The organism is Streptomyces sp. NPDC048825 (assembly GCF_043198355.1).
In the GTDB taxonomy this organism is placed as follows: Bacteria; Actinomycetota; Actinomycetes; order Streptomycetales; family Streptomycetaceae; genus Streptomyces; species Streptomyces xiangluensis.
The window spans coordinates 60,701-78,084 of record NZ_JBICUR010000020.1 but is presented as its reverse complement, the minus strand read 5'-3'; the positions used below and the strand labels follow the sequence as shown (position 1 = coordinate 78,084).

17 protein-coding genes are annotated in these 17,384 nt (G+C 70.2%); 13 read left to right on the top strand and 4 right to left on the bottom strand.

The window, feature by feature from the left end; all coding sequences use genetic code 11:
• Positions 1–56: 56 nt before the first annotated feature.
• From ACGFNK_RS36930 to ACGFNK_RS36920, 3 genes are all read left to right on the top strand, one after another.
• Complete coding sequence (locus ACGFNK_RS36930; protein ID WP_393423129.1) at positions 57–959, top strand: crotonase/enoyl-CoA hydratase family protein; 903 nt, start codon at positions 57–59, stop codon at positions 957–959.
• Positions 960–1,070: 111 nt separating this feature from the next.
• Positions 1,071–2,672 (top strand): GMC family oxidoreductase, encoded by a 1,602-nt coding sequence (locus ACGFNK_RS36925; RefSeq protein ID WP_393423127.1) that lies wholly within the window; start codon positions 1,071–1,073, stop codon positions 2,670–2,672.
• Positions 2,673–2,877: 205 nt separating this feature from the next.
• Positions 2,878–4,287 carry a family 1 glycosylhydrolase gene (locus tag ACGFNK_RS36920; RefSeq protein ID WP_393423125.1) on the top strand — a complete coding sequence of 470 codons (1,410 nt, stop codon included), beginning with the start codon at positions 2,878–2,880 and terminating at the stop codon, positions 4,285–4,287.
• A gap of 32 nt (positions 4,288–4,319) precedes the next feature.
• Here the strand turns inward: ACGFNK_RS36920 and ACGFNK_RS36915 are convergent, their stop codons facing one another.
• The gene (locus tag ACGFNK_RS36915; protein ID WP_393423123.1) at positions 4,320–4,829 is read right to left on the bottom strand and encodes a MaoC/PaaZ C-terminal domain-containing protein; all 510 of its coding nucleotides are present in this window, start codon (positions 4,827–4,829) and stop codon (positions 4,320–4,322) included.
• Positions 4,830–4,875: 46 nt separating this feature from the next.
• Positions 4,876–5,697 (bottom strand): enoyl-CoA hydratase/isomerase family protein, encoded by an 822-nt coding sequence (locus ACGFNK_RS36910; protein WP_386338228.1) that lies wholly within the window; start codon positions 5,695–5,697, stop codon positions 4,876–4,878.
• 68 nt (positions 5,698–5,765) lie between these two features.
• Between ACGFNK_RS36910 and ACGFNK_RS36905 the strand changes: the two genes are divergently transcribed.
• Genes ACGFNK_RS36905 through ACGFNK_RS36890 form a run of 4 tightly spaced genes read left to right on the top strand, consistent with a single transcriptional unit; the run spans position 5,766 to position 9,465 of the window.
• Positions 5,766–6,938 (top strand): acyl-CoA dehydrogenase family protein, encoded by a 1,173-nt coding sequence (locus ACGFNK_RS36905; RefSeq protein ID WP_393423120.1) that lies wholly within the window; start codon positions 5,766–5,768, stop codon positions 6,936–6,938.
• 48 nt (positions 6,939–6,986) lie between these two features.
• Complete coding sequence (locus ACGFNK_RS36900) at positions 6,987–8,165, top strand: acyl-CoA dehydrogenase family protein (RefSeq protein ID WP_393423118.1); 1,179 nt, start codon at positions 6,987–6,989, stop codon at positions 8,163–8,165.
• Positions 8,162–8,701, top strand: a complete 540-nt coding sequence (locus tag ACGFNK_RS36895) for a nuclear transport factor 2 family protein (protein ID WP_393423116.1) — start codon at positions 8,162–8,164, stop codon at positions 8,699–8,701. The genes ACGFNK_RS36900 and ACGFNK_RS36895 overlap by 4 nt, the downstream gene beginning before the upstream one ends.
• Positions 8,701–9,465: an SDR family NAD(P)-dependent oxidoreductase gene (locus ACGFNK_RS36890; protein ID WP_393423114.1), complete on the top strand. Its 765-nt coding sequence runs from the start codon at positions 8,701–8,703 to the stop codon at positions 9,463–9,465. Before ACGFNK_RS36895 ends, ACGFNK_RS36890 begins: the two co-directional genes overlap by 1 nt.
• A 278-nt stretch (positions 9,466–9,743) precedes the next feature.
• On the opposite strand, the gene ACGFNK_RS36885 is transcribed toward ACGFNK_RS36890, so the two are convergent.
• Complete coding sequence (locus tag ACGFNK_RS36885; protein WP_393423112.1) at positions 9,744–10,955, bottom strand: CaiB/BaiF CoA transferase family protein; 1,212 nt, start codon at positions 10,953–10,955, stop codon at positions 9,744–9,746.
• Between the two features lie 152 nt (positions 10,956–11,107).
• Between ACGFNK_RS36885 and ACGFNK_RS36880 the strand changes: the two genes are divergently transcribed.
• From ACGFNK_RS36880 to ACGFNK_RS36855, 6 genes are read left to right on the top strand one after another with little or no spacing between them, the layout of a single operon-like run.
• Positions 11,108–11,626 carry a PaaI family thioesterase gene (locus ACGFNK_RS36880; RefSeq protein WP_386338245.1) on the top strand — a complete coding sequence of 173 codons (519 nt, stop codon included), beginning with the start codon at positions 11,108–11,110 and terminating at the stop codon, positions 11,624–11,626.
• Between the two features lie 4 nt (positions 11,627–11,630).
• Positions 11,631–12,485, top strand: coding sequence for an enoyl-CoA hydratase-related protein (locus tag ACGFNK_RS36875; RefSeq protein WP_393423110.1), 855 nt, complete (start codon positions 11,631–11,633; stop codon positions 12,483–12,485).
• Between the two features lie 30 nt (positions 12,486–12,515).
• Positions 12,516–12,971 carry a MaoC family dehydratase N-terminal domain-containing protein gene (locus ACGFNK_RS36870; RefSeq protein ID WP_386338250.1) on the top strand — a complete coding sequence of 152 codons (456 nt, stop codon included), beginning with the start codon at positions 12,516–12,518 and terminating at the stop codon, positions 12,969–12,971.
• Positions 12,968–13,411, top strand: coding sequence for a MaoC family dehydratase (locus tag ACGFNK_RS36865; protein ID WP_393423108.1), 444 nt, complete (start codon positions 12,968–12,970; stop codon positions 13,409–13,411). The genes ACGFNK_RS36870 and ACGFNK_RS36865 overlap by 4 nt, the downstream gene beginning before the upstream one ends.
• A 55-nt stretch (positions 13,412–13,466) precedes the next feature.
• On the top strand, positions 13,467–14,942 hold the full coding sequence (locus tag ACGFNK_RS36860; RefSeq protein ID WP_393423106.1) for a class I adenylate-forming enzyme family protein: 1,476 nt from the start codon (positions 13,467–13,469) through the stop codon (positions 14,940–14,942).
• Positions 14,932–16,059 (top strand): serine hydrolase domain-containing protein, encoded by a 1,128-nt coding sequence (locus ACGFNK_RS36855; protein ID WP_393423104.1) that lies wholly within the window; start codon positions 14,932–14,934, stop codon positions 16,057–16,059. The genes ACGFNK_RS36860 and ACGFNK_RS36855 overlap by 11 nt, the downstream gene beginning before the upstream one ends.
• 55 nt (positions 16,060–16,114) lie before the next feature.
• On the opposite strand, the gene ACGFNK_RS36850 is transcribed toward ACGFNK_RS36855, so the two are convergent.
• Positions 16,115–17,296, bottom strand: a complete 1,182-nt coding sequence (locus tag ACGFNK_RS36850; protein WP_393423102.1) for an amidohydrolase family protein — start codon at positions 17,294–17,296, stop codon at positions 16,115–16,117.
• Positions 17,297–17,384 lie beyond the last annotated feature (88 nt).

The following is a 17,384-nucleotide window of genomic DNA, read 5'->3' as shown; positions in this document are numbered from 1 at the left end:
ATAACTAATTTAGCTTTCTGAGAACCAGCTCGCGGGGTGACGGAGGAAGGACGCGGATGCCGGAGCAGGACTACGAGCGCGAGTACGGGCAGAAGTATGAGCGGAAGTACGAGACCGTGCGGGCCGAGGCGGCGGACGGGATCCTCACCGTCACCCTCAACCGGCCCGAGAAGCTGAACGCCTTCAGCCCGCAGATGATGCACGACCTGCTCGACGTCCTGGACGCGGCCGACGCCGACGACGGTATACGTGTGGTCGTGGTGACCGGTGCCGGGCGCGGCTTCTGCGCGGGCGCCGACGTCAGCAGCGGACGCTCGACCTTCGACCACCGTACGGCCGGTGCCTGGCACCGGGACACCGGCGGCCGGGTCGCGCTGCGGATCTTCTCCTGCACCAAGCCGGTCATCGCCGCGATCAACGGCCCGGCGGCGGGCGTCGGGGCCAGCATGACCCTGCCCATGGACATCCGGCTGGCGTCGACCTCGGCGAAGTTCGGCTTCGTCTTCGCCCGCCGAGGCATCGTGCCGGAGTCCGCCGCGAGCTGGTTCCTGCCGCGGGCCGTAGGGATGCAGCGGGCCATGGAATGGGTGGCGACCGGTCGCGTCTTCGGCCCCGACGAGGCGCTGGCGGCCGGTCTTGTCCGCTCCGTTCACCCGCCGGAGGAGCTGCTGCCGGCGGCGTACGAACTCGCCCGGGAGATCGCCGACAACACCTCGGCCATCTCGGTCGCGCTGTCGCGGCAGATGATGTGGCGGATGCTCGGTGAGCCCCACCCGATGACGGCGCACCGGCTCGACTCGCGGATCATGAGCCAGATCGGCGGTGGCCCGGACCCGACGGAGGGCGTCGAGTCGTTCCTCGCCAAGCGACCCCCGGAGTTCCCGGGCCGGGTCAGCAAGGACATGCCCCCCGTCTACCCCTGGTGGCAGGACGAGGAGTTCCGCCCCTTCGGCGAGTGAGTACGGGCGAGTGAGCACCGGTGACTCAGGCAGAGGTGAGTCAGGCACGGGTGAGTCAGGCACGGGTGAGTCAGGCACGGGTGAGTCAGGCACACGGGTGAGGGAGATCGCATGACGACGTTCGACTACATCGTGGTGGGCGCCGGTTCGGCGGGGTGCGTGCTCGCGGGCCGCCTCTCCGAGGACCCCGGCACGACCGTGCTGCTGATCGAGGCGGGCGGTCGGGACACGACTCCGCTGATCAAGATGCCCAAGGGCTTCGGCAAGCTGCTCGGGGATCCCCGGTTCGCCTGGCACTACCCGGTGGAACCGGTGAGTCCGACCGGGAAGGTCGAACACTGGGTCCGGGGCCGCACGCTCGGCGGATCGAGCTCCGTCAACGGCATGGTCTACAACCGCGGCGACCGCGCCGACTACGACGAGCTGGAGCGGCTCGGCAACCCCGGCTGGGGCTGGGACACGATGCTGCCGGTCTTCCAGCAGATGGAGGACAACGCGCTGGGTGCCTCGGAGGTCCGGGGCGCGGGCGGCCCGCTGCACGTCTCCACCGCGCCGAAGCCCGAGCCGCTGTGCGAAGAGGCCATCGCCGCCGGTACCGGACTCGGCTGGAGCCGCGCCGACGACCTCAACGCGAGCGACGACGAACGCATCGGCTACGCCATGGCCACCATCAAGGACGGGCAGCGGTTCAGCGCCGCCCGCGCCTTCCTGCACCCGGTCGCGCACCGGCCGAACCTGACCGTGACGGTCGACACCGTCGTGACAAAGGTCCTGACGGAGAACGGCAGGGCGGTGGGCGTCCGCACCCGCAGCAAGGGCCAGGAGAGCGACGTCCTGTCCGGTCGCGAGGTGATCCTCTCCGCAGGCAGCATCGCCACGCCGAAGATCCTTCAGCTGTCGGGCATCGGACCGGCCGAGACACTGAAGTCGGCGGGCGTCGACGTCCTGGTCGACAGCCCGCACGTCGGCGGCAGGATGCGCGAGCACCGCTGTTTCGTCGTCCAGTACCGGCTGAAGGACAACCTCGGCTACAACAAGGCACTGAGCACCCCGCTGCGGCAGGCCCTGTCGGGGATGCGATACATGGCGACACGCAGCGGACCGCTGGCCGCCCCCGCCTTCGACGTCATCGCCTTCTTCAAGACCCGCCCCGAACTCCCCCGCCCGGACGCGCAGTTGCTGATCGCACCGGTCTCCCTGCTGCCGGACGTCCCGGGCAAGGAGACGGGCGTGGAGCGCGAGCCCGGCGTGATGGGCCTCGGCTACATCCTGCGCCCCACCGCTGAGGGAGGCCTGCACATCACCTCGGCCGATCCCGAGGCGCCCTTGACCATCACGGCGAACTACTACGGGTCCGGCCACGACCGCACCGTGGGAACCGCCCTCTTCCGCAGGATGCGGGAGCTCTTCGAGACCGAGCCGATCGCCGGCCGGATCACCGCCGAGACGCTGCCGGGCCCCGCCGTGCAGGCCGACCAGGAGATCATCGACGCGGGCCTGGACCACGGGCGCTGCGGCTACCACGCCGTCGGCACCTGCGCCATGGGGCCGGCCGACGAGGACGTCGTCGATCCTGAGCTGCGCGTACGCGGAGTCGAAGGCCTGCGGGTCGTGGACTGCTCGGTCATGCCCACGATGGTGTCCGGCAACCTGAACGCGCCGATCATGGCCATGGCCTGGCGGGCATCCGACCTCATCCTCGGACAGGCCTGATCCGGACCTCGGACAGGCCTGATCCGGACCTCGGACCGGCATGACCCATGCCTCGGACCGGCATGACCCGGACCTCGGACCGACATGATCCGGCCGAACCAGAGAGATCTGGCCGAAACATTGTCGTAGTTTGCTCGAAGTGTTAGCGTCCGTCGGCGTGCATTCAGCTGAATGCGCTTAACCATTCATCGCCTGGACGGTAACCATGAGCGATGGTTCCCTGCACGAATCCTTCCGCGGTGTCGACTGGGGAGTCGCCACCGCTGACACCATCGCGGCCCCACCGCCACCCCCGCCGGAGCAGGGCGGGCACTTCCGGCAGTGGACCGAGGACATCCGGCAGCTGGTCGGCGCCCCCGTGGACGCACACCGGATGGTCGCCGGATGGCCGCAGCTCCAGCCCGACGGCCCCGGCACCTGGGACCGGGACGCCCTGGACCGCTGCGACCGCGCACTCGACTCCCTGATCGCGCGCGGCCTGCGGCCCGGCCTCACCCTGCTCCACCGGTCACTGCCGCCCTGGCTGGACGCCGCCGGCGGCTGGCTCGCCCGCGACACCGCCGAGCACTTCGCCGCGTACGCCGCCGAGCTGGGCCGCCGCTTCGGCGACCGGGTGGAGCGCTGGATCACCTCCACCGATCTCGCCGGGCCCACGCTCGCGGACCACGTGGCCGGCATGTACGGCCCGGGCCGGGGTATCGGCCGCGCGGGACTGCCCACGGTCCACCACATCCTGCTCGCCAACGGTCTCGCGGCCCAGGCCCTCAGGGCCGCCGGCGCGAGCGGCCGGATCGGCACCACGATCACGCTCGTCGGCGGTTACCCGGCCACCGACGACCCCTTCGACCGCCTCGCCCTGGAACGCTTGGAGAGCTGGACCAACCGCCTCTTCCTCGACCCGATGCTGCTCGGCGAGCACATGGTGACCGAGGAGGACATCTCACCGGTCGAGGCCACCGGCTGCGTCCGGCCCGGAGACCTGGACATCATCGCCACCGCACAGGACCTGCTGGGCCTGTCCTGGCACACGCCCTTCCGGGTCACGGCACCCGAGAACCTGCCCCGCGTGCTTCCGACCACGAAGTGCCTGAGCGCCCTCAACGAGGTGAATCGCCTGCTGGTGGGCCTCGGTTTCGCGATCGTCCCCTTCGACGACGTGGAGACGACGGCGTACGGCTGGCCCATCCTCCCCGAGGGGCTCGCCGATGCCGTCGCCGGCCTCCACGACCTGTACGGGGACCTGCTGCCGCCGCTGTCCATCGTCGACAACGGCATGGGCGATCTGGACCTGGTCGACGAGACGGGACGCTGTGACGACGCGCGGCGCCGGGCTCTGCTGCGCGCCAGGCTGTCCTGGCTGGCGGGACTCGTTGCGGCCGGGGTGGACGTGTGCGGCTACGAGTACTGGTCGGTGCTCGACAACCTGGAGGCGAAGTTCCGCTACACCCGCCTGTACTCGATGGCCGTCCCGGACCACGAGCCCCCGCCGCGCCCCCCGATGCCGTCCGACTGGGTGCACGGCGGAGCCTTCGCCGATGCCGCCGCATCCGGAGGAGGTCCCGGGCTGACCCTGGTGCCGGCCGTTCCCAGGGCTCAGCGGCTCGGAGCCCCGTAGTCCTCGCCCTGGTCCTGGCCCCACTCCCTGCCCTACTCCTTGCTGTCGTCCTTGCCGTAGTCCTTGCCCCGGATCAGCCGCACCGGGTTGTAGACGAGCACGTCCTCGTCCCGCTGGTTACGGACGGTGATCCGGCTGGTCACCACGCCCCGGCCGGGCTTGCTCGACGGGCGGGAGCCCGTGGTCTCGACAACGGCATAGAGCGTGTCGCCTACGTACACCGGTCCCCGCACGGTCAGGTCCATGTGCAGGAAGGCGAGGCCGGTGCCGTGCAGCACGTTCGTCTGCAGGACGAGTCCTTCGGCGAGGCAGTACGTCAGCCCGCCCGGGACCAGCCGGCCGGTGTAGCCGCCCTCCGCGGCGTGCGAGGCGTCCCAGAACAGCGGCTCGGTGAAGCCGCCCCAGGTGATGAAGTTGACCAGATCGGTCTCGGTGACGGTGCGGCGGGCGGTCCGGAAGACCAGCCCCACGGGCATGTCCTCGTACGTCAACCCCTGTACCAGCGGGGCGACTTCGGCGGTGGTGGTGTGCTCCGACGCCATGGTGGAATCCTCTCCGTACGGAATCAGCGGAACCAGGGACCTGCTGTCAGAGATCGAGCGGGTGCTTGTCGCCCACGCCCTCGAAGTCCGGGGCACGCTTCTCGCGGTGGGCGGCCAGCCCTTCCACGACCTCGTGTCCCGCGAACCCGAAGAACTCAAGGCCCAGCGAGGCCTCGAAGATCGGCTGGGCGGTGCGGTACCAGTGGTTGAGGGACCGCTTGGTCCAGCTGATGGCACTTGCGGGCCCGGCGGCCAGCGCGGTCGCCACCCGCAGACCCTCGGCGTGCACGTCCTCGTCGTCCACGCACTTCGACACAAGGCCGATCCGCTCCGCCTCCTCGCCGGTGAGCACCTCACAGGTCAGCAGGTAGTACTTGGCCTTGGCCATGCCGCACAGCAGGGGCCAGCAGATGGCGGCGTGGTCACCGGCCGCGACGCCGAGGCGGGTGTGGCCGTCGACGATCTTCGCGGTGCGGGCGGCGATGGAGATGTCCGCCAGCATGCCGATGACCAGCCCCGCGCCGACGGCCGGGCCGTGGATCGCGGAGACCACCGGCTTGGAGCAGTTGATCACCCCGTACACCATGTCCCGTGCCTCGCGCATCACCCGGGCACGCACCCCGTGGTCCTCGATCAGGCCCTCGATGGAGTCGAAGGTCCCGCCGGCCGAGAACGCCTTGCCCGCCCCCTGGATCAGCACGGCACGGGTCTGCTCGTCCCGGTCGACGACCGGCCAGATGTCGGCCAGCTCGCCGTGCATCCGAGGATCCACGGCATTGAGGTTCGGGGCGTCGAGCACGATACGGAGCACGCCGGGCGCCGGCCGCTCGAAGGTCAGGCTCGTGAACTGGTCGTAGAGATCCGTCACGCCGCGCTCCTGGTGTATTCAGTGCGGATACTATAATTATCTAACTGTATCGCGGGAGGACGGGCAACATGGATCTCACCTTCAGCGAGGAACAGGACGAACTGCGCAAGGTCGTACGGTCCTTCCTCACCAAATACTCCGGCGAGGCGGACGTACGCCGCCTCGCCGCCGACCCGCGCGGCTACGACCGCGCCGTGTGGCGGCGGATGGGCACGGAACTCGGCCTGCAGGGACTCGCAGTACCGGAGGAGTACGGCGGTTCCGGTTTCGGCTACGTCGACCTCGGCGTCGTCTTCGAGGAGGCGGGCCGCGCGCTGCTGTGCGCGCCGTACTTCGCCACCGTCGCCCTGGCCGCCGAGGCGCTGCTGCGCTGTGACGACGAGCAGGCCCGAAGCGAGCTGCTGCCGGGCATCGCGTCCGGAGAGAGCGTGGCCACGCTGGCGCTCACCGAGGACAGCGGCCGCTGGGACGAGCAGGGCATCCGGCTCGCCGCACGCGAGACGGCGGGCGAGACGACAGGCGGGACGGCAGGCCAGACGACAGGCGGGAGGGCAGGCGGGGCCGAGTGGCAGCTGACCGGCGCGAAGACCTACGTCCCCGACGGGCACGTCGCCGACCTGCTCCTGGTCGCCGCCCGCACCCCCTCCGGCATCAGTCTCTTCGCGGTCGACGCCGGCGCACCGGGTCTCACCCGCACCCCCCTTCCCACGCTCGACGAGACCCGCAAGCAGGCCCGCGTGGAGTTCACGGACACCCCCGCCCGCCTGCTCGGCACCGAGGGCGCGGCGTGGCCGGTCCTCGAACGCACCCTCGCCACGGCCTCCGTCCTCCTGGCCGCCGAACAGGTCGGCGGAGCCGCGGCAGCCCTGGACGCAGCGGTGGAGTACGCCGGGATTCGCGAGCAGTACGGGCGGCCCATCGGCTCGTTCCAGGGCATCAAGCACAAGTGCGCCGACATGCTGGTCGAGATCGAGTCCGCCCGCTCGGCCGCGTACGGCGGACTGTGGGCGCTGGACGCAGGCGACGAGACGGAGATAGCCGTCTCGGCGGCCCTGGCCCAGGCCTTCTGCTCGGAGGCGTTCACCAGGGTCGCCGGGGACAACATCCAGGTCCACGGCGGAATCGGCTTCACCTGGGAGCACCCTGCCCACCTCTACCTGAAGCGGGCCAAGAGCTCCGAGGTGCTGCTCGGCACGCCGTCGTACCACCGGGAGCTGCTCGCCACCCGGCTCGGCATCTGATCACCGGCATCTGATCACCGGCATCTGACCATCGGCAAAGGAGCTGGAATGGAGCTGGACTTCGGGCCCGCGGTGCGCGACTTCCGCGACGAGCTGCGGGACTGGCTGGCGGACCACCTCGTGGGGGAGTTCGCCGAGCACCGGGGCGTGGGCGGCCCCACCGACGGGACGGCCTGGGAGGTGCGTCTCGCCTGGGACCGTGAGCTGTCGGCCGGGAACTGGCTGGGCGTCGGCTGGCCGAAGGAGTACGGGGGCAGGGGGCTCGGACTCATCGAGGAGATCGTCTTCGAGTACGAGTACGCGCGTGCCAACGCGCCCTACCGGGCCACCACCAACGCCCTCGACCTGCTCGGACCGATGATCCTCAAGATGGGCAGCGAGGATCAGAAGAAGCGCTTCCTGCCGCCGATCCTGACCGTCGAGGAACTGTGGGGCCAGGGCTTCAGCGAACCCGGCGCCGGCTCCGACCTGGCGTCCGTACGCACCAGAGCGGAGCGCGATGGCGACGAATGGGTGGTCAACGGGCAGAAAGTGTGGACCTCCTTCGGCATGTACGCCGACTGGCTGTACGTCCTCACGCGCACCGACCCGGACTCCCGGCGGCACAAGGGACTGACGATGCTGCTCGTGCCCGCCGACCAACCGGGCGTGGAGATCCGGCCCATCCGCAACCTCGCCGGCCAGGACGAGTTCGCCGAGGTCTTCTTCACCGACGCGCGCACGGGCGCGGACATGGTCGTGGGCGAGGCCGGCCAGGGCTGGCGCACGGCGATGGCCACGCTCGGCATCGAGCGCGGCACCACGCTGCTGCCGCAGCAGCTCACCTTCGAACGGGAGGCGGAGTCGCTGATCGACCTGGCCCGGGAACGGGGCGCGCTCGACGACCCCATGCTGCGCCGCCGGATCGTGGACGCCTGGATCTCCGTACGCATCATGCGCACCACCAACCTGCGCACCATCGCCGAACTGACCGCGGGCCGCACGCCCGGCGCGCAGGCCACCACCGCGAAGCTGTACGCCTCGACACGTCACCAGCAAGTCGGGCACCTGGCCATGGAACTGGCCGGACCCGCCGGCCAGATCGTGGGCGAGGACTACGGCCTGGACACCCGCCAGCGCTCCTTCCTGCTTTCCCTGGCGGAGACGATCTACGGCGGGTCGAGCGAGATCCAGCGGAACATCATCGGGGAGCAGGTCCTCGGTCTCCCCAGGGAGCCGCGACCGTGACGAAGCTGACGCCGCTGACGTCACTGGAGGATCGCCTCGACCGCATCGAGTCGCACCTGGCGATCCAGCAACTCCCCATCCGGTACGCGCTGGCCGTGGACGCCCGCGACCTCGACGCCTGGGCCGGCTGCTTCCGGCCCGATGTGGACATGGGACGCCGCGGCCGGGGGCGGGACGCGCTGCGGTCGTACATCGAACCCCTCGTCCGCGGATTCCACCGGTCCATCCATCAGATCTGCGGTCACCGGATCGAGTTCACCGGCCGCGACACCGCAACCGGCTCCGTCTACTGCCGTGCGGAGCACGAGGTGGGGGAGCGGTGGATCGTCATGGCCATCCGCTACCTCGACGACTACGCGCGCGTGGACGGCGAGTGGTACTTCTCCCGGCGCCGCGAGCAGCACTGGTACGCGGCCGATGTGACCGAGCGCCCCCAGGCGGTTGGATTCGAAGGCTGGGAGGGAGCCGGACAACCGGCACTGCCCGACGCCTTCCCCACCTGGGCGGCCTTCTGGAAGAACGAGATGGAGACGTGATGGAGCGAGGCACACGGCTGGCCGGGAAGACGGCTCTCGTCACCGGCGGCGGTCAGGGCGTGGGCCGCGGTATCGCGCTCGCGCTGACTGCGGAGGGAGCGGCCGTGGTGATCACCGGCCGTACCGAGAACAAGCTGAAGGACACCGCCGACATGATCGCCGGGCGCGGCGGGCGGGTGCACACCGTGGTCGGGGACGTGGGCGAGCGCGGCGACGTCGACTGCATGGTGGCCGAGACGGTACGGGAGTTCGGCAGCCTTGACGTCCTCGTCAACAACGCGCAGAGCTCGGTGCAGCGCCGGTTTGAGGAGACGTCGTACGACGACGTCGAACTCACCTACCGCAGCGGCCCGTTGGCGACGTTCCACGCGATGCAGGCCGCCCTGCCCCATCTGAAGGCGAGCCGCGGCAGCGTCGTGAACCTCGGCTCCTCGGCCGCGGTGCAGGGCGAGGCGACCTTCGCGGCATACGCGATGGCCAAGGAGGCCATCCGCGGGCTGACACGGGTCGCCGCACGGGAGTGGGGCACGTACGGAATTCGCGTGAACGTCGTCTGCCCGGCCGCACTGAGCCCGGCCGCGGAGGCGTACTTCGCCGCCCATCCGGAGAAGGCCGAGCACGTGCTGGCCGGGATTCCGCTGGGGCGGATGGGGGACCCGGAGTCTGACATCGGCCGGGCGGTGGCCGCGCTGGTCAGCGACGACATGGTCTATCTGACCGGGGCGACGCTGATGCTGGAGGGTGGGCGGACCGTGATCGGGTGAGGCAGGGGTTTTCGCCCCCGCCGCCCTACCCGTCCCATCTCCAGGGGCTCCGCCCCCTGGATCCCCAACCTATGCCCACCCACCACCCGACGCGGTTGGCTGAAAAGCAGACCTAAGCCCAATCAGCCCGTCCGGCGTTTGAGGACGAGGCCGTTCAGGCCGCTGGGGGGGGCTGCGGGCGCAGCCCCCCCCAGCGGGGCCTGGGGCGGAGCCCCAGAAGGATGGGAACGGGTAGGGGCGGCGGGGGCGAAAACCCGCAACGCGCACCCCCACCCACCTCACACAACGCCCCGCCCCCGCAGCTCCGAAAGCTGATCCTCCGTCACCCCGGCCAGCCTGCCCAGAACTTCGGCCGTATGCTCGCCCAGCGCAGGCGGCGCGGCGTACCCCTCGACCGGCGTCGCCGCGAACCGGATCGGATTGGCGAGCAACGGCAGCCGGCCCGACACCGGGTCCTCGACCTCGACCAGCATCTCGCGGTGCTGGATCTGGGGGTCGGCGAAGACCTCGGGCATCTCGTTGAACGGTCCGGCAGGGACGTCGTACGCGTCGAGCACAGCCAGCCATTCGTCCCTGGTGCGGGTGCGCAGGATCGCCGCCAGCACCGGCAGGATCTCCTCGCGGTGGGTGATCCGGGCCGAGGTCGTGGCGAACCGCGGGTCCTGGAGCAGTTCGGTGCGGCCGGCCGCCGCACAGAACGCGGCGAACTGCTTGTCGTTGCCCGCCACGAGGAAGAGCGGCTTGTCGCTGCACATGAAGGCCTGCGAGGGGATCCCGCCGTAACCGCCGTTGCCCCGCCGCTGCGGAACCTCCCCGGAGATCAGGTAGTTCATCGCGAAGTGCGACAGCGAGGCCAGCCCGCAGTCCAGCAGGGACAGGTCGATGAACTGGCCCTCGCCGGTGGCGTCCCGGTGCCGCAGGGCCGCAAGGACGGCCGTGGAGGCGTACAGACCCGTGAGGATGTCGACCATGCTGACCCCGACCTTCATCGGCTCGTCGGGGTGTCCGGAGACGCTCATCATCCCGGACATGGCCTGGAAGATGCCGTCGTATCCGGGGCGCTGCGCGTAGGGCCCGGACTGTCCGAAGCCCGTCACGGAGAGGTAGACCAGCCGAGGGTTGAGCTCCCGCAGGCTCTCGTGGTCGAGCCCGTACTTCGCCAGCGTCCCCGCGCGGAAGTTCTCGACCAGGACGTCCGACCGGGCGGCGAGTGCGCGGATCAACTCCTGGCCCTCAGTCGTGGCGTGGTTGACGGTGACCGACTGCTTGTTGCGGTTGCAGGAGAGGTAGAAGGCGGCGGTGTCGGTCCTCGCGCCCTCTGGGCCGTCGGCGAAGGGCGGGCCGTACGTCCGTGAGTCGTCGCCCGTGCCGGGCCGCTCGATCTTGATCACCTCGGCGCCCAGATCGGCCAGCATCTGGGTGGCCAGGGGTGCCGCGAGGATGCGGGACAGGTCGAGGACGCGGATCCCGGCCAGGACGGTCGACGGCATCTGAGGCCCTCCCTCTTCGCAAGTAAAGTTGGGTGAATGAGTTAGATAAATAATACATACGAGTTTCGCGGTCTCCCGTATGATTGCCCGAAGCAGGCAAATCATGTAACTATATCGATCGGCCGACAGGCCGAGAGGCGGAGGGCGTGCGGATGACCGTCGCGGCGAGGACCCTCACCGACCAGGAGCAGCGCGAACGCCGCGAGTGGTTCCGGGCCCGCTGGGAGCGCGGGGTCAAGTTCAACCGCAGCAGCGGTATGCGGGTGGTCCGCTGGGACCCGGACGGCGTCGAAATGGTGCTTCCGTACGCCGAGGCCCTCTCCGCCCACGAAGGCGTCTTCCACGGCGGAGTGGTCTCGGCGCTCATCGACACCGCGGGCGCGGGAGCGGTGATCGCCGGGCACGACTTCGCGAAGGGGAGTCTGCTCAGCACTGTGTCGATGTCGGTGCAGTACCTCGCGCCCGCCCGGGGCCGGGAGGCCGTCGCCTACGCACGCTGCGTCAGGCGGGGCCGCAGGGTGCACTTCGCCGACGTCGACGTGATGGCCGACGGGCGTATCTGCGCCCGCGGGCAGGTGGTCGTGACCATCTCCGGGGAGCGGCCCGGCGTCGGCGACCCCATCGACCCGATCGACCCCACCGACCCGATCCAACCGCTGACCGAGGAGTGACGTGATGACCGAGGAGTCCCAGGAGGCGGCCCAGGACCTGGTGCTGTACGAGGTCGACGAGGACGGCGTCGCCACCGTCACCCTCAACCGGCCCGAGCGCAAGAACGCCTGGAGCCTCCCCATGGAACGCCGCTTCTTCGCCCTCCTGGACGAGGCCGCGAGCGACCCGGCCGTCCGTGTCGTGGTCATCACCGGGGCCGGCAAGGCCTTCTGCCCCGGGATGGACATGCAGCGCCTTGAACAGAACTCACAGCCGGGCGAGTCCCTCAACCTCCAGGCCCGCGTCCCCATGTACAGCAAGCGGAACATGCCGAAGCCCATGATCGCCGCCATCAACGGCGCCTGCGCGGGCATCGGCCTGGTCCAGGCTCTTATCTGCGACGTCCGCTTCGCCGCCCGCGGGGCGCGCTTCACCACGGCCTTCACCCGCCGCGGCCTGGCCGGCGAGTACAACATGCCGTACGTGCTGCCGCGCGTCATCGGTCTGGAGAACGCCCTCGACCTGCTGCTGTCCGGCCGGGTCTTCGACGCCGACGAGGCGAAGGACCTCGGCCTCGTCAGCCGCGTCGTCGAACCGGAGGACCTGCTCGACGCCGCACGCGCCTACGCCCGGGACATCGCCCGCAACTGCTCCCCGCGTGCCATGGCCGTCGTACGCCACCAGGTGTACGGCGACCTCGACCGGACCTTCACCGATGCCCTCGCCCGCTCCTACTCCGCCATGGAGTTCTTCGCGGGCTCGCCGGACTTCCGTGAAGGGGTGGCGAGCTTCACGGAGAAGCGGGAGCCGAAGTTCGAGGGCCTGCCGCCCGACTTCGACCCCGACGAGGCCACCCGCGACGCGTTCCTGCCGTACTGACCTGCCGTACCGACCGAGGAGCTCACGAAGATGACAGGGCAGCCGTTCCCCGTCGAGGCCGGGCACATCATGATGTTCGCCCGCGCCATCGGCGACGAGAACCCGGCGTACCACGGTGAGAGCGCGCTCGCGCCGCCCACCTTCACCATGGCCGGCGCCCAGTACGACCCCGACTACCACCTGCGGCCCAAGCCGGACGAGGAGTGGTTCGGGTCCGGACGCGGCCCCGGGGTGATGCTCGAGGGCGCCGGAGGACTGCACGCCGAGCAGCACTTCGAGTACCACCGCCCGGTGCGCGCCGGCGAGACGCTGTACGCGCACTCCGTCCCCGGACGCAGCTGGGAGAAGCAGGGCCGCACCGGCCGCCTGCTGTTCAGCGAACGCATCACCGAGTACCGGGACGCCGACGGCGAACCGGTCGTCAGCGCCAAGACCGTCGCGGTTGTGCCCGAGGGCCCCGCAACCCGCAAGGAGGACGCTCGATGAGCAGCCCGAGCAGCCCCAGCAGCCTGAGCGTCGACGACGTCAAGGTCGGCGAGACCCGCGAGAGCGTGCTGGTCGACGACCTCAAGCGCACCCGGATCGTGCAGTACGCGGGCGCCTCCGGCGACTACAACCCCCTGCACACCGACGCGAAGTTCGCCGTCGAGGCGGCCGGTTACCCAGGCGTGTTCGCGCACGGCATGCTGACGATGGGCATGACCGGGCGGGTCCTCACCGACTGGGTCGGCCCCGAGGCGTTGCTGCGCTTCGGTGTGCGCTTCAAGGCCCAGGTCTGGCCCGGCGACACCCTGACCGCCACGGCCACCGTCGAGTCGGTCGAGGACACACCGGCGGGCCCGGTCGCCCACTTCTCCCTGCGCACTGTCAACCAGGACGGCGTCGAGGTGGTCACCGGCACCGCGGCGGCCCGCCTGGAGTCCTGAGCCGGTGGGCGGCGCGCAAGACTCCGTGACGGCACCCACCGTCGCTCAGGAGTCCGTGACGGCACCCACCGTCGCGCAAGACTCCGTGACGGTACCCACCTGGACCGCCATGGTGAGCCGTGCCTACGACCATGCCCGCCCCGCCGTCCGGTTCGGCGACCTCACCTGGACCGGTCGCGAACTCCTCGACCGGGCGGGCGGCGCGGCCGACTGGCTGGACTCGCTCGGCCTCGCCCCCGGCGCACCGGTGCCCGCGCTGGTCGCCACCTCCGCCGACGCGCTCGCGCTGGTGATCGGCGGCGCCGGATCCGGCCACCCGCTGGCCCCGCTCGGCGTCCGGATGACCCCGTACGAGATCGCCACGGTGGTCCAGGCGACGGACTCCCAAGTCCTCCTGGCACAGCCGGAGTTCGCCGACCTGGCTGACCAAGTGGCCCGGCTGTCGGGACGCCGCGCGGTGCTCGTACCCGAACTCAGGCCTAACGGAAGGGCGTTGGCGGCCGCGCCGGATGATTTCGCATCCGTTCTGCACACCTCCGGGACCACGGGCCTGCCCAAACCCGTCCCCATGACGCAGCGGCGACTGGCTGCCCGCGCCCGCGTCAACGGCGAGCTGTGCGGGCTCGACCCCGAGAGCTTCTACGGCGGCAGCGCACCCTTCCACCACATCGCGGGCCTCGGCAACATCGCCGTCGCCCTCGCCGCCGGCGCGCTGATCACCGGACTGCCCCGCTTCACTGTCGAGGGCTGGGCCTTGCTGCGGGACCTCGGCACCACGCACACCAGCATGGTCCCCGCGATGCTGGAGACGCTGTTCGCGGCCGGACAGGCACGCCACAAGGCACTGCGGGTCCTCCAGTACGGCGGCGCCCCCATCCGACCCGGCACGCTGCGGCGGACGTACGAGGCCATGCCCGGCGTCCGGATGCTCAACATGTTCGGGCAGACGGAAGGTTCACCCATCAGCGTGCTCACGCCCGAGGACCATCGTGAGGCGGTCGCCGGGCGCACCGAGCTGCTGCGGTCCGTGGGACGTGCCGCTCCCGGCGTCGAGCTCAGAGTTCACGACCCCGGTCCGGACGGGATCGGCGAGATCCACGCCCGCGCCGACCAGCTCTTCCGGGTGGACGCGGACGGCTGGCTGCACAGCGGCGACCTGGGCCGGGTGGCCGAGGACGGCTACCTCTACCTGTCCGGTCGGCGAAGCGACATGATCATTCGCGGGGGCGAGAACGTCCACCCGTTGGAGGTGGAGACGGTCCTGGCCGCGCATCCCGGCGTCGCGGACGTGGCGGTCACGGGCGCGCCGGACGAGCGGCTCGGCCAGACCGTCGTCGCCTTCGTCGTGCCCGCCGACCCCGACGCACCGCCGCAGCCGGCGGAGCTCAGGAGCTACGCCCGCGCCCGGCTGTCCGGGTTCAAGGTCCCCGTCCGCTGGTGGTTCGTGGACGACCTGCCGCGCAACGCGAACGGCAAGGTCGTACGCCGGCGTCTGCGTGAGCCGTGCCAAGGAGGAACAAGTGGTGCTTGATCACTCGGTCGTCAGCCCGGAGACCGTGGGCGTCGACCCGCATCGGCTGGACGTACTCCTGCGCCGGATCCGCCTGGAAGTCGACCACGGTCCCCTTCCCTCGGCGCAGGTGGCCGTGGCCCGGGGTGGCCGGCTGGTGGCCTTCGAGACCTGGGGTGACGCAGGCAGCGACACACGGTACGTCCTGCAGTCCGTCGGACGGTCGATCGTCGCGGGCGTGGTCTGGAAGCTGATCGGTGAGGGGCTCCTGGACGTGAGCGAGCAAGTCGCCGCGATCATCCCGGAGTTCGCCCCGAACGGGAAGGAGACGGTGACGGTCGAGCAGGTGCTCACGCACACCGCCGGCTTCCCCTTCGCACCGCTCGGCTACCCGAAGATGCTGGACCGCGAGCAACGGCTCGCCGCCTTCGGCCGCTGGCGGCTCGACCACCTGCCGGGCAGCCGCTTCCAGTTCCACCTCACCTCGGCGGCCTGGCTGGTCGCCGAGATCGTCGAGCGGCGTACGGGCCTGGCCTTCGCCGACTACCTGCACGAGCGGATCGCCCGGCCGCTGGGCCTCGCCTCGATCGAACTCGGCGTCCCGGTGGACCGGCAGCCCGGAACCGTCGCCCCGATGACCGCCACCGACCGCACCAGTGACGACCAGGAGGCCGATCCCTGGGGCCCCTGGTATCTGTCCGACCCGCGCGTCCTCGCCGCGGGGGAGCCCAGCCATGCGCTGGTCGCCACCGCCGCCGACGTCGCGCTGTACTTCCAGGCGCTGGAGCACTCGGGCCTGTGGAAGCCGGAAGCGGTGGCAGAGGGAAGGCGAATTCGGCTGACCGACCATCCGTACGGGGAGCAGATCTACGGGGGCGGCAGCAGCCGGCGGACCAGCATGGGGCTCTTCGTCACGGTGGCCGGTCCGGACGCGGGCAGCAACCTGCCGTCCACCGGCTCGCCCGCCCTCTTCGGCAGTGCCGGAGCGGCGTACCAACTCGGCTTCATGGACCCGGAGACCGGCCTGTCCTTCGCCTGCCTGAGCAACGGCTACCCGCTCGCGGGCTACGACCACTCGCGGCGCGGCACGGCGCTGCTGACGAACCTCGCGAATCTCGCGGCCGATCTCACCGACTGACGAGCGGGCCCGGTACCTCTGTGGGTACCGGGCCCGCTTCTCACATCCCCGTCGCTCAGCGGCTGATCAGCTGCTGAGCGTTGTTGTACATGATGTCGTCCTGCACCGACTCGTCGAGCTCCGAGATGAGCTTGCGGTAGTCGGCCGGGTTGGCGATGCCCTCCGCGTGCGGGAAGTCCGAGCCCATCACCAGGGACTCGTGGTAGCCGAGGCGCTTCACCAGGCCGACGATGTCGTCCTCGGGGTAGGGCACCACGCGGATGTGCTTGCGGAAGACCTGGCTGGGCCGCTCGTCCAACTGCCCGCCGATCCACGGCCCGTTGCGGCCCATGCCGCGGCTCTTGTCCATGTGGCGGACGAAGTGGGGCACCCACTCGGCGCCGAACTCGGAGACCAGGACGTTGATGTCGGGGAAGCGTCCGAAGAGGTTGTCGAAGATCAGCGCGGAGAGCGTCTCCTCGATCGGGCGCTGGCCGTAGCTGTTCATCCACTGCCAGGCGGACATCCGGAAGTGGATCGGGCTCGGGTCGTGGCCCCACGCCGGGGCGACGTGCGAGTTGTAGTAGAACTCGCTGATGTGGAAGCAGACGCTGGCCTTGGCCTCGTTGACCAGCTTCCAGAACGGGTCGAAGTACGGGTCGCCCGGTGAGCGGCCGTACTGCGGCCCGGTCGGCAGCATGATGAAGCGGGCGCCCTGCTCGAGGACGTACTCCAGCTCCTTGACCGCGTGGTCCAGGTCGCGCAGGGAGAGCAGGGCGGGGGCGTAGATGCGGCCCTGGTGGTTGAAGCCCCACACCTCGTTCATGTAGCGGTTGAACGAGTGGTAGTTGGCGTAGAGCGGCTCGACGCCGCTCACGTACTCCTCGGCGACCAGTGCCCAGCCGCCCGGATACATGATCGTCTGGTCGAGGCCCTGCTCGTCCATGATCCGCAGCCGGGCCTCGCGGTTCTGGTACGCCTCGTGCATCGGCTCGAACTGGTACGTCTCCTCGGGGTTGCCCGAGGCCATCGCCTTGAGCATCTCCTTGAGTGAGCCGGGCCGGTACACCTGCCCGAACTCCGGCTCCAGACAGACGACGATCCGGTCTCCGGCGAGGATGACCTCGCGGCCGTCCGGCAGGGTCACCGGGGCCACTGCCTGGCCGAGGAACTCCTTCGGCAGATAGCGGGTGAAGGAGTCCCGCTCCTCATACATGTGCTGGTCGCAGTCGAAGATGCGCTTGCGCTGTTCGGCCATGGCCGTCGCCTCCGGACCCCTGAGCTATCTATTCAGTACGCCTCCTATAATTATCTAACTGTTTACAGGACGCAAGAGGTGATGGCGG

Bases quoted from the DNA above. Each gene is read 5' to 3' on its own strand.
- ACGFNK_RS36930 (WP_393423129.1), top strand. From the start codon at position 57: ATGCCGGAGCAGGACTACGAGCGCGAGTACGGGCAGAAGTATGAGCGG.
- ACGFNK_RS36925 (WP_393423127.1), top strand. From the start codon at position 1,071: ATGACGACGTTCGACTACATCGTGGTGGGCGCCGGTTCGGCGGGGTGC.
- ACGFNK_RS36920 (WP_393423125.1), top strand. From the start codon at position 2,878: ATGAGCGATGGTTCCCTGCACGAATCCTTCCGCGGTGTCGACTGGGGA.
- ACGFNK_RS36915 (WP_393423123.1), bottom strand. From the start codon at position 4,829: ATGGCGTCGGAGCACACCACCACCGCCGAAGTCGCCCCGCTGGTACAG.
- ACGFNK_RS36905 (WP_393423120.1), top strand. From the start codon at position 5,766: ATGGATCTCACCTTCAGCGAGGAACAGGACGAACTGCGCAAGGTCGTA.
- ACGFNK_RS36900 (WP_393423118.1), top strand. From the start codon at position 6,987: ATGGAGCTGGACTTCGGGCCCGCGGTGCGCGACTTCCGCGACGAGCTG.
- ACGFNK_RS36890 (WP_393423114.1), top strand. From the start codon at position 8,701: ATGGAGCGAGGCACACGGCTGGCCGGGAAGACGGCTCTCGTCACCGGC.
- ACGFNK_RS36885 (WP_393423112.1), bottom strand. From the start codon at position 10,955: ATGCCGTCGACCGTCCTGGCCGGGATCCGCGTCCTCGACCTGTCCCGC.
- ACGFNK_RS36880 (WP_386338245.1), top strand. From the start codon at position 11,108: ATGACCGTCGCGGCGAGGACCCTCACCGACCAGGAGCAGCGCGAACGC.
- ACGFNK_RS36875 (WP_393423110.1), top strand. From the start codon at position 11,631: ATGACCGAGGAGTCCCAGGAGGCGGCCCAGGACCTGGTGCTGTACGAG.
- ACGFNK_RS36870 (WP_386338250.1), top strand. From the start codon at position 12,516: ATGACAGGGCAGCCGTTCCCCGTCGAGGCCGGGCACATCATGATGTTC.
- ACGFNK_RS36865 (WP_393423108.1), top strand. From the start codon at position 12,968: ATGAGCAGCCCGAGCAGCCCCAGCAGCCTGAGCGTCGACGACGTCAAG.
- ACGFNK_RS36850 (WP_393423102.1), bottom strand. From the start codon at position 17,296: ATGGCCGAACAGCGCAAGCGCATCTTCGACTGCGACCAGCACATGTAT.